The sequence below is a fragment of the Sneathiella litorea genome (assembly GCF_009882915.1).
Lineage (GTDB): Bacteria > Pseudomonadota > Alphaproteobacteria > Sneathiellales > Sneathiellaceae > Sneathiella > Sneathiella litorea.
This window is the reverse complement of the sequence record NZ_WTUW01000001.1, coordinates 646,229-657,932: the sequence shown is the minus strand read 5'-3', so window position 1 is coordinate 657,932 and position 11,704 is coordinate 646,229. Positions and strand designations below refer to the sequence as shown.

At 48.3% G+C, this 11,704-nt stretch carries 11 protein-coding genes; all 11 read left to right on the top strand.

All coding sequences use genetic code 11. From position 1 onward, the window contains the following. Positions 1-218: 218 nt before the first annotated feature. The 11 genes from GQE98_RS03205 (at position 219) to hsdR (ending at position 11,628) form a co-directional block, all read left to right on the top strand. Complete coding sequence (locus GQE98_RS03205; protein ID WP_161314089.1) at positions 219-1,082, top strand: ABC transporter permease; 864 nt, start codon at positions 219-221, stop codon at positions 1,080-1,082. Positions 1,083-1,094: 12 nt separating this feature from the next. Next, positions 1,095-1,949 (top strand): ABC transporter ATP-binding protein, encoded by an 855-nt coding sequence (locus GQE98_RS03200; protein WP_161314088.1) that lies wholly within the window; start codon positions 1,095-1,097, stop codon positions 1,947-1,949. Between the two features lie 54 nt (positions 1,950-2,003). After that, entirely contained in the window at positions 2,004-3,047 is a 1,044-nt protein-coding gene (locus GQE98_RS03195; protein ID WP_161314087.1) for an ABC transporter substrate-binding protein, read from the top strand. A gap of 377 nt (positions 3,048-3,424) precedes the next feature. Continuing rightward, a complete protein-coding gene (locus tag GQE98_RS03190; protein WP_161314086.1) occupies positions 3,425-4,786 on the top strand; it encodes a site-specific integrase in 1,362 nt (453 codons plus the stop codon). Positions 4,787-4,796: 10 nt separating this feature from the next. Further along, positions 4,797-5,378, top strand: a complete 582-nt coding sequence (locus GQE98_RS03185; protein WP_161314085.1) for a hypothetical protein — start codon at positions 4,797-4,799, stop codon at positions 5,376-5,378. Between the two features lie 78 nt (positions 5,379-5,456). After that, the gene (locus tag GQE98_RS03180) at positions 5,457-5,675 is read left to right on the top strand and encodes a helix-turn-helix transcriptional regulator (protein WP_161314084.1); all 219 of its coding nucleotides are present in this window, start codon (positions 5,457-5,459) and stop codon (positions 5,673-5,675) included. Positions 5,676-5,678: 3 nt separating this feature from the next. Beyond that, positions 5,679-5,858, top strand: a complete 180-nt coding sequence (locus tag GQE98_RS18370; RefSeq protein WP_161314083.1) for a helix-turn-helix domain-containing protein — start codon at positions 5,679-5,681, stop codon at positions 5,856-5,858. Between the two features lie 170 nt (positions 5,859-6,028). Then, positions 6,029-6,553 carry a hypothetical protein gene (locus GQE98_RS03170; RefSeq protein WP_161314082.1) on the top strand — a complete coding sequence of 175 codons (525 nt, stop codon included), beginning with the start codon at positions 6,029-6,031 and terminating at the stop codon, positions 6,551-6,553. Positions 6,554-6,665: 112 nt separating this feature from the next. After that, positions 6,666-8,117, top strand: a complete 1,452-nt coding sequence (locus tag GQE98_RS03165; RefSeq protein WP_161314081.1) for a class I SAM-dependent DNA methyltransferase — start codon at positions 6,666-6,668, stop codon at positions 8,115-8,117. After that, complete coding sequence (locus GQE98_RS18365; RefSeq protein ID WP_161314080.1) at positions 8,114-9,328, top strand: restriction endonuclease subunit S; 1,215 nt, start codon at positions 8,114-8,116, stop codon at positions 9,326-9,328. The genes GQE98_RS03165 and GQE98_RS18365 overlap by 4 nt, the downstream gene beginning before the upstream one ends. Continuing rightward, positions 9,325-11,628 (top strand): EcoAI/FtnUII family type I restriction enzme subunit R, encoded by a 2,304-nt coding sequence (hsdR, locus tag GQE98_RS03155; RefSeq protein WP_161314079.1) that lies wholly within the window; start codon positions 9,325-9,327, stop codon positions 11,626-11,628. Before GQE98_RS18365 ends, hsdR begins: the two co-directional genes overlap by 4 nt. Positions 11,629-11,704 lie beyond the last annotated feature (76 nt).

Here is an 11,704-nt window from a genome sequence, read left to right as displayed (position 1 = left end):
CCTCGATTCCTTAAAATGATAACGTTAATCGTTTTTATATTGCAACATAAAAACGAATAACGTTGCAAAATAAATTTATATTGACGTAATTCGTTTTTTATATAATCTGTTTATAAGCATTTCTTATTGCCGGTTTTCCGGGCGACTGGGCCTCGGGATGGCAATGTGACCAGCCGCTTTGATCTATGTGGAAATTCAAGCTTTATAGGAGCGCGTGCATGTCAGTTAGTGAAGATTTCTCAAGGGAAGCGGAGCCGGGCCGCGGCGCGCCGCGCTTCATACCTCCGAGACAACATTTTTTCGAAATACTTGGAAGTGTTTCAAACTCACAGGCAGCAGTTCTTGCTGTTCTTGGTGTGGTAGGTTGGCTAGGCGCTTGGGAGTTAGTTCATTTTTTCACACCAGAAGCGCATCAAAAATTTGTGCCAGGGCCCGGTCAGGTTATTAGTGAAATATTTCATTTAATTGTTGAGAAGAATTTTGTGCCTGATGTCGGCAAGAGCCTGTACCGAGTTTACCTGAGTTTTGCTGTTGCGTGTTTAGTCGCTGTTCCGCTTGGATTGTTTATGGGTGCGTTCGTCAAGGTTAAGGCTTTAATCAATCCGACAGTTGGAGGCTGGCGTTATCTGCCGGCCGCTTCGTTTGTCCCGCTATTGCTGGTTTACTTTGGCCCGACAGATCTAGCTAAATTGACTCTGCTTTTTCTAGGGTGCGTTTTCTTTCTGATTGCCCTGATTCTAGATGACGTCCTCTCAGTACCAAAAGAACTTATCGAGTCTGCACAAACTATGGGTGCGTCACGCGGTCATATTATCTGTAGAGTCATTTTTCCTGCGGCGGCTCCCAGAATCTTGGACTCCATGCGGAACATGATTGCTGTATCATGGACATATCTCGTCATTGCAGAGATTGTCGCTGCAACCGATGGTATTGGCGCTGTAATGATGCGCGCGTCACGGTTTTTCCACGTAGAAACAATTATGGCCGGAATTCTGGTAATCGGAATTCTGGGTGTAATGACGGATATTATTTTCCGACAGGCAAGCCGCATCTTATTCCCATACACATTTATGCGCCGGTAAGGAGACTTCAGTATGAAACTTGTGGAACCAAGGCATCCTGCAGCATTTGATAACAATTCAATTGCCGGCCAATCATATAATCAACTTGAAGCCCCAATATGTGTCGATCGCGTTACCAAAGAATATCTGGGTGGGCGCCGGACAGCACTTGATGCTGTTTCCGTTGACATAAACGCCAATCAGGTAACGGCGCTAATCGGTCCATCAGGCTGCGGTAAAACAACCTTGTTGCGGTTGATTGCCGGACTTGAGTATCCGACATATGGTGACGTCAAAATGCATGGCAAGTCGATACGGGGTCCAGGGCCGGAGCGCGGTATGGTGTTTCAGGCATATACCTCATTTCCGTGGCTTACTGTCGCTGAGAATGTTGCGCGTGGAATGAAGATTCAGGGTGTGCCTAAAAAGGAACAACAAGAGCGTGCAGAGCATTTTCTTCGCTTGGTTCACTTGGAGGAGTTTGCCCGATCCTACCCTATAGAGCTTTCAGGCGGCATGAAGCAGCGTGTCGCAATTGCCCGGGCGTTGGCTCAGAATCCAGAAGTCCTGTTACTTGATGAACCATTTGGAGCGTTGGACGCACAGGTGACGTGGGAAATGGAAGAGATGGTTGTTGAGATCATCGAGAGAGAAGCAAAAACCATTATTCTCGTCACACACGATATTCAAGAGGCGATCTACCTCGCCGATCGGATTATATTTTTCACACGCCAGCCCGGGCGAATCAAAGCTGATTTACAAATGGATTTCAAAAATGGGCGACGTTTCCTCAAGAAAGAAGACCTGCTTGCGGAACCTGGTTATTTAGACATGGAGAAACAACTCTATTCGATGATGCGGGAAGAAATAAAAGGACAAACTAGCTAACGAATGACGGATTCAACTGTCGAAATTTAACTACGTACAACGAATAGGAAATATATGATGCGGAAAATTAAGTTACTGACCGTCTCTTTGGCCCTAATGGTTTCGGCAATTTTCGTAACTACGCCAAGTGCGGAAAGCGCAGAAACTGTTAAAATTGGACATTGGAGTTGGCCCGGCTACGGATTTTTCTATGTTGCTCAAGAAAAGAATTTGGCACCGGATATTAATTTTGAATTTACCGTTCTTGAAGATCCCGTCCAGCTATTTGCACTTCTATCGACAGGCAAACTCGATACAGTATTGAGTACAATTGAGTTTGGCCCGATTGCAGCCGCAGAAAAACTGCCGATCAAGGTCGCAGGTCTTACTAATTTGGGATATGGATCCGACCACATCATAGTCCATCCGGATATCAAAAGCCCATCCGACCTGAAAGGGAAGCAAATAGCAGTTCTGGAGGGGGGTCTTTCTCAAATCTATATGGCGATATGGTTGGAGCAGAACGGCGTTAAATGGGATGAGGTAAACATGGTCAATCTCATCGCTGGGGACGCGGCTGCCGCCATGATCAGTGGCCAAGTTGCAGCGGCTGAGCTTTGGGATCCGTTTGGCGGGCAGGTCTTGAAAGAACTAAAGGGTTCTAAGGAGCTCAGTAATTCCAAGGAACCAGAATGGCTAAAACTTGGACTTATAGCTGATGCCATTTATGTTTCCGATGAGTTCGTTGCTAAAAAACGTGATATTGCCGTTAAAACCATGCAGGCATTATTTGCTGGCGTTGAGTATTGGCGGGAGAACCCAGTCGAAGCCAACCAAATCATCGCAGAAGCAACTGGTTTTTCGGTCGAAGACGTACAAGGCATCCTCGGTGGTGTAAACAATCCTGAGGACGGCACCATGTATATGTATAATCTGACTGAAGCTTCCCAATTCTGTGGGGTTGTTCCGGGTAATCCACCGTTTGGCCAAACAAATGGACAAATGATCGATCACTGGAAACTGACCAATAAATGGTGGATCAATTTTGGCCTTATGAGCGAAACTATCGACCCGAGCGCTGGCGTTGATTGCAGCCTGATAAAAGATGCTGGTAACTAGTCTCGCATAGATATTCTCAGACGGTGAAAACACATCGTCAATAATAGAGGTTCCTCTATACTGCCTTATGCGGATAAAGAGGGGCCTCTTTTACTCTTGTATTACAACGTCCAGCTGGTGCTACATGTTCGGCACGGAATTAACATCGGATAACACTGACGATTCACTATTAAAGTAAATTGGCGCACCCGACACGATTCGAACGTGTGACCTCTGCCTTCGGAGGGCGGTGGTATATGTTTCTCTAAATATTCTAATATCCCCGTAACGATTATATTTCAATGAATTACTTTCCGCACCTTTCCGTTCGTTTCCTGTATTGTGATTGCTGGTGATTGCTATATGATTGCTGGACGGCAAATTTCGAGAGATTGGAAATGCAGGCAAAAATCATCAAGCGGAATGTCGATGCGGCGCGCCCGAAAGAGCGCGACTGGTTTATGTGGGATACGGAGCTGAAGGGGTTTGGTCTTAAAGTCACCCGTTCGGGAAATCGTATCTACATCGTGCAATATCGTATGAGCGGGCGCGGTGTACCAACGCGGCGGCTGACGATCGGAAAGCATGGATCTCCCTGGACACCGGAGAAAGCACGCGAAGAGGCAAAACGTGTGTTGGGAGAAATAGCCGACGGGCAAGATCCACAGCAAGTGAAGATGGCGGACAAAGCGGCGATGACGGTATCCGAGCTTTGCGAGCGATATCTTGAAGAAGGCTGTGCGACCAAAAAACCATCAACGATTGCGACAGATAAGGGGCGGATAGAACGCCATATCAAGCCATTGTTGGGGAGGCAACGGGTCAAGGATCTTACCGTAAATGACATAAAGCGTTTCATGGCGGATATTGCCAAAGGGAAAACGGCTGCCGATGAACGGACAGGACCTCACGGGCGCGCTCGCGTGGTTGGTGGGAAAGGAACGGCGACACGAACAGTTGGCTTGCTAGGCGGTATCCTCTCCTTTGCGGTTGCGGAGGGAGTTCGGAGTGATAATCCGGCGCGCGGTGTGAAAAGATTTCCTGATCGAAAAAATGAACGCTTTCTCAATTCGCATGAATTGGCGCGACTTGGTGAAGTTCTTCGGACTGCTGGCGAAGCGGAAAAGGAACGCGTCAATTTGGAGCGTACTTTAAGCAGCACTAAACTGGAAACAGAAAGAGCGGCACTTCGCGACCGGATAAGTACATTGGCTAAGGGAGGCGAAAATGAAATGGCGATTGCGGCCATTCGGATGCTGATCCTGACGGGCTGCCGCAAGACAGAAATTCTATCGTTGAAATGGCATGAAGTTGATTTTGAATTCGGGTGCTTGCGTCTTGATGACTCCAAGACAGGGCAAAAAACTATTATGCTTGGAGCCCCCGCATTGCAGTTATTGGCGGGACTGTCGCGAGACGAAAAATCGCCCTATGTTTTTCCGGCACTGCGAGGGGAAGGGCATTACGTTGGCTTACCAAAAGTCTGGATTAGAATCCGGGAACGCGCCGGGTTGCATGATGTCCGGCTTCATGATTTACGGCATACTTTTGCAAGCGCAGGAGCGGGAAGCGGTATAGGGTTACAGGTGCTGGGAAAACTGCTAGGGCACTCGGACCCTAAAACCACTAGCAGGTATGCTCATATTGCGAATGATCCAATCAAAGCTGCGGCGGATCGAACGGCCGGGCGGCTTGCGGATGCGATGAATGAGCGCGACTCTAGCAGAGCGGAAGTAATCGATTTAGTCAAAAACAAATGACAGGTTTACAATGGAGAAGAACAATCCTTACTTCGATATCTACGATGAAATTTTCTTCTTTTTATGGGATTTCACAACCGGAACGGCCAAATCTAAGAGAGAGGCATACAAAGGAGCGAGGCTATATGGAGAGTTCCTTTTAAGCGAAATTAGCCGATATGAGCAGGTGAAGAAAGACGGCGGGCATTCAATCGAACGCCATGGGTTAGTGGCCCCAATGTCGATCATGAAAGCTTGGACCTTCAATGTTCTAGAAGATTGCTTCCAATATCGAATTACGCCTCCACTTGAGCTATGTCATGCAATCTATCTTTTAATGGGCTGTAAGCACCTCAATTCGAAAAGAGGAAAAGATAAAGAAAGAGAAGCGTTTTCCAGACTTTCAGGAGATGTCGGAATAAGAGAAGCTTCGCGCAAGCTTGGGGTAAATCCGACAACGATTTTAAGGTGGAAAAACGAACCCCGTCAAAGATTTTACCCTGAGTTTCCCGGTGGTTCAGATGAACGGATGAAAGAATATCAACGAATAAGAAAATTAACCAATGTCGAAGATTTTCACCCGATGAAGTATAGGGTGTTGCAGAAGAAATAATTAGCGCAACACGAGCGGGATGTTCCATAGTTTGCCTTAAGCCATACAGGCTTTCGTAAACGACCAAAGGAACAGCATTTGCAGAAAACAGTATCGTACTCCCGTCGTCTAAGAACCCTTGATGCCGCATCATATTGCGGCTCCACCAAATCAACTTTTGAAAAATTCAGATTAAACGGTGACGGTCCGACTTACGCGAAAATAGGCCGGGTCGTTGTCTATGATGTTGAAGATCTTGACGCATGGGTTGAGAGCAAAAAGCATCGCTCGACGTCTGAGTATACAGTATTGCCATAATTCGTGGAGTTGTCGCGGCTAATATCGATTTATGAAGCCGCCCGCATACTCGGAATCTCCGTTAGAACATTAGAACGCCATCGCCAACAGAAAACCGGTCCGGTTTATTGCCGTCTGGGCAGGCGGGTGCTCTATGACGTCTCAGAAATTGTCCGCTGGTGTGAGGAAAACAAAACCGTTTGAATTGATCGGATATCACTCCTTTCATTGCCGGATGTTTCCGCCACGAGCCGTCATGAATTGAGACATTTCATAAGAGTAGAATTCATGAAAATAGAACAAAATCAATATCTTACTTTGAGCTCATACGAGCCCCTACTTTATATAGTTATATTTAGACTAAATGTTTTGAAATGAAGGTATCCCACTACATTCATTACCCGGAAGCCAGCCGTTTTCTGAAAGCAGCGAGGGAAAGTAAAAAGCTGGGGAAACCGGTCAATACGCTCACGACTGTCAACCTGGAGCAATTAGGCATTCCTCCGATGGAATGTTCAAACTACCTTCGAAATTCGTTGCAGAAGCTTAGAAAGCTGTTTGAGCGCCGGGAGTGCCCCTGGTTCGTTGTTTGGGTGTTGGAGAACAGCGACAGGAACGGCATTCATGCCCATATCCTCATTCACCGGAACGCGCCTTTGATGAACGACTGGCGGGAGTTTCGAACACTGGTTCTGCGGGCTTTCAATCAACCCAAGCCTCCGCCCGCCACCATCCGATCCTGTAAGTTCAGGACATGGTTTCAGACCTATGAGCAAAGTCGCGGCAATCTTGAAAACTATCTTTTGAAGGGTATCCGTCCGGAGGTCGCGTCTCTATTTGATATCAATGCGACGTCGCAGGGTGTTATCTATGGGAAAAGGGTTGGATGGAGCCGGTGAATTTGAAAACAGGTTTGCGGTTGAGGCCAAAATATTTCACACTCAGTTTCGGTGTCTTTTTTCAAGTATCGTAATACTAGTTTTTGCTCGCAATAGCAGTATCAGGGGAAGCATGTTCGAACAAACCTTCAAAAACATTGATGACGTTTTATGGAAAGAGGCGGGCTGCACGACGGAACTCGACTATACGGAGCAAACCTCATGGATGCTGTTCCTGAAATATCTGGATGATCTTGAACGCGAGCGGGCTTTGGAAGCCGAGCTTAACGACAAGCCCTATATTTTCATTATTGACGAACAACATCGGTGGAACCAATGGGCCGCTCCAAAAAAGGCGGATGGAAGTTTCGACCATGACAGAGCCGTAACGGGGGATGACCTGATTGCATATGTTGACGATGAGTTGTTTCCCTACCTCAGAGGTTTCAAGCAGCGCGCCTCCAGTCCGGATACAATTGAATATAAAATCGGCGAAATCTTTGGGGAGATTAAATCCAAGTTTCAAAGCGGCTATAGCCTGCGGGATGCGTTGGAGTTGATGGATCAGCTGCACTTCCGCACTCAGGACCAGAAACATGAACTGTCCGCCCTGTATGAAGAGAAGATCAAGAACATGGGCAACGCGGGCCGGAATGGCGGGGAATATTATACGCCGCGTCCTTTGATCCGTGCCATGGTTGCCGTGACGAAACCGAAGATCGGGGAGCGTATTTATGACGGTGCGGTTGGTTCAGCGGGGTTTCTGTGCGAAGCCTTTGACTATATGCGAAAAGGAGACTTAAGCGCGGGGCAGCTTGATATACTTCAGCGGAAAACCTTCTACGGCAAGGAGAAGAAGAGCCTCGCCTATGTCATCGCCATCATGAATATGATCCTGCATGGCATTGATACGCCCAACATCCTTCATACGAATACGCTGTCCGAGAATATCACGGATATTCAGGAGAAAGACCGGTTCGATGTTGTGCTTGCCAATCCTCCTTTCGGAGGGAAGGAACGCCCGGAAGTCCAGCAGAATTTCCCTATCAAGACGGGTGAGACGGCGTTCCTGTTCCTCCAGCATTTCATCAAATCTCTGAAGGCAGGCGGGCGCGGTGCCGTAGTCATCAAGAACACCTTTCTCTCCAACTCAGATAACGCCTCCCGCGCCTTGCGAAAGGATCTGCTGGAAAGTTGCAACCTTCATACCGTGCTGGATTGTCCGGGCGGCACGTTTCAGGGCGCTGGTGTGAAGACTGTGGTTTTGTTCTTTGAGAAAGGCGCGCCAACACGGAATATCTGGTTTTACCAGCTCGATCCCGGCAGGAACATGGGCAAGACCAATTCTCTTAATGACAACGACTTGAAAGAGTTTGTTGAGCTTCAGGCGGATTTCAGGGAAAGTGAGAAGTCATGGTCGAGCGCGATAGAGGACGTTGACCTGGCGACTTTTGACTTGTCTGCGAAGAATCCAAATACGCCAGAAGAAGCTCCGCTCAGGAAACCGCAGGAGATCATTGCAGAGATCATTGCCCTAGATGCTGAGACTGGGGATATCCTCTCGAACATCAGAGGTATGTTGTGAAACACGGGTGGAGAATAGAATCAATTGGTGCTGTTGCAAACATAGTTAGTGGAGGAACCCCTAAAAGTCGAGTTGCGGAATATTGGAACGGAGGGGTGCCTTGGATTACGCCCAAAGACATGGGAAAACTTCGAGATGAGCGGGTAAGAAGAACAAGCCGAACATTATCAGAAGTTGGAATAGCAAATTCTTCAGCAAAACTTGTTCCTGCGAACTCTGTAATTCTATCTACTAGAGCACCAATCGGTCATTTAGCGATCAACGAAATACCTATGTCATTCAATCAAGGTTGTCGCGGGCTTATTCCAAGCGAACGGTTGGATTCCAGATACCTATTCTATTTTCTCAGAGCAAACGTAAACCTTTTAAACGAATTGGGAACGGGTGCGACGTTTCGTGAACTTTCAAAAACCGCTTTGGAAAGTGTGGAAATCCCTATTCCGCCGGTTCCAGAGCAGCAGCGGATTGTTGCCATTCTGGATGAGGCCTTTGCAGGCATCAACGCGGCGATTGCGAACACGAAGCGGAACTTGGTGAACGCACGAGAGTTGTTCGAGAGTTATTTGAATGATGTTTTCACTCAGAAAGGTGATGGATGGTCTGAAAAACGACTTCGTGAGATTTGCGATAGAATTACTGATGGAACACACCAAACTCCTAAATACTATGATAATGGATTTATCTTTTTGTCTTCGAAAAATGTGAAAGAGGGCGTGATCGATTGGGATAACATTAGATATATAGATGAAGTGCAGCATGTGAATATGCAGCGACGCTTAGCGCCACGTATCAATGATATATTACTTAGAAAAAATGGAGCGGGATATGGCAAGGCAGCAATAGTAGATAAAGATGTAATTTTTGATGTCTATGTTAGCTTGGCCGTTTTGAGGCCTCTAGAGTTTATATTGCCAAGGTATTTACTTCATTTCATAAATTCGCCGTTTGCAATGCAGCAGTTTAATAGTCGTATAAAGGGCACAGGTGTGCCAAACCTTCACCTAGAAGAAATTCAGGCAGTTATTGTGGCCTTTCCAGACGACGTTAAAGAGCAACAAAGAATTATTGACGGCTTGGACGCCTTCAACACGGAATTCCAACTTCTAGAAGCCGTTTACCAAAAGAAACTTGGCGCTCTCGCGGAACTTAAACAATCCATCCTACAAAAAGCCTTCAGCGGTGAACTTACCAGAGAAGAGGTTGCCGCATGAACGAAGCGGAGACTCGGGCTGACCTTATCGACCCCGCCTTGCGGGAGGCTGGATGGGGTGTGGTTGAAGGAAGCCGGGTCAAGCGTGAGGTTATCTCTCAGGGTCGCCTGGTCGGCGGCGGCAAGCGGGCGAAACAGGAAATCGCCGATTATGTTCTTGTCTATCGCGGGATGAAGCTTGCGGTTATTGAGGCGAAAAGAAGAGATCTTCCGGATACCGAAGGCGTTGGACAGGCCAAGCAATATTCCACAAAGCTGCAAACGCGCTACGCCTATTCGACAAATGGCATTGGCATCTACCAGATTGACATGCAGACAGGCGCGGAAGGCTACGTTCTGGCCTATCCGACGCCCGATGATCTCTGGAGCATGGTCTTTGCCGAACAGAATGAATGGCGGGACCGCTTTGCGGAAGTTCCCTTCGAAGACAGGGGCGGCGCATGGGAGCCACGATATTATCAGGATCTTGCGATACAGAAGACCCTGCAGGCCATCGCGGACGGCAAGCAGCGCATTCTCCTGACCCTCGCCACGGGCACGGGCAAGACGGCCATCGCCTTTCAAATTGCCTGGAAGCTCCATTACAGCCGCTGGACCCTCGCCCGTGACGGCGGGCGCCGTCCGCGTATCTTGTTTCTGGCAGACCGCAACATTCTAGCTGATCAGGCCTACAATTCCTTTTCTGCCTTTTCAGAAGATGCACGGGTGCGGATTGCGCCGGATGAGATTCGCAAGAAAGGCCGGGTGCCGAAGAACGGAAGCGTTTTCTTTACGATCTTTCAAACCTTCATGTCCGGTCAGGACGCGGATGGGAATCCCGCGCCAAACTTTGGTGAGTATCCGCCTGATTTCTTCGATTTCATCATTATTGACGAATGCCACAGGGGCGGCGCGGATGATGAAGGGAACTGGCGCGGCATATTGGAATATTTCTCCCCCGCCGTTCAGCTTGGTTTGACCGCCACGCCCAAGCGCAAGGACAACGTTGATACCTATGCGTATTTTGGGGAGCCCGTCTATATCTACAGCCTGAAAGAGGGGATCAACGATGGCTTCCTGACACCGTTCAAGGTGCAGCAAATAGCGACCACGATGGATGACTATGTCTATACCTCTGATGATGATGTGCTTGAGGGCGAAATAGAAGAGGGCCGCCGGTACAGGGAAGATGAGTTCAACCGCCTCATTGAAATAAAAGAGCGGGAAGCCTACCGCGTCCGGCTCTTTATGAATGCCATAGACCAGTCACAGAAGACATTGGTGTTTTGTGCGACGCAAACCCATGCGCTGGCTGTGCGGGACTTGATTAACCAGATGAAGCAAAGCAAAGATCCCAATTACTGCGTCCGGGTGACGGCCAATGACGGAGCGATAGGTGAGCAGCATTTACGGACTTTTCAGGATAACGAAAAAACGATCCCGACGATCCTGACAACATCACAGAAGCTTTCAACCGGCGTCGATGCGCGAAATATCCGCAACATTGTGCTTATGCGCCCGGTGAATTCGATGATTGAGTTCAAACAAATCATCGGGCGAGGAACCCGGCTCTTTGACGGCAAGGACTATTTCACCATCTATGACTTTGTGAAGGCCTATGAGCATTTCAATGATCCGGAATGGGATGGCGAACCTCAGGAGCCCGTTGTGACGACAACGACGCCTGGAACGGGTGGCGGCGGCAAAGACGAACCGGGCGGTAGTGGTGAACCTCCATCGCCTCGCCAGAAAATCAAGATCAAGCTGGCCGACGGGAAGGAACGCACCATCCAGCATATGACGGCGACAATGTTTTACAGCCCGGATGGCAAACCCATGTCGGCGGCGGAATTCATCAGGCGGATGTTTGGCGAGTTGCCGGAGCTGTTCAAAGATGAAGATGAACTTCGGAGGCTTTGGGGGCAGCCTGATAGCCGTCAGGCGCTATTGGAGAGCCTATCAGAGCGAGGCTATGGCCGGGATCAATTGGATGAAATCAAGCGTATGATCAATGCGGAGAAAAGCGACGTTTACGATGTTCTTTCCTATATCGCCTTTGCTCTTGCGCCGATCACGCGCCAGGAGCGCGTAGACAGCCGCAAAGCGAAAATTCTCGATCAGTATGATGGCAAACTGCAAGCCTTCCTGGATTTTGTTTTGTCTCAATATGTCAAAGAGGGGACAAGTGAGCTGGAAGTTGCCAAGCTCACATTACTCCTTAAAGCCAAATACGGCACAACAACGGACGGCGTAGAGACGCTGGGCGGCACCCAAAGAACCCGTGACGCGTTTATTGGATTTCAGCAGCATCTCTACGAGTGATGCATTGACGCAAAAAAGCCAAAAATATCGACTAAATGGCCGGCAAATAGTTGTTAACATTATATAAAAATGCTAT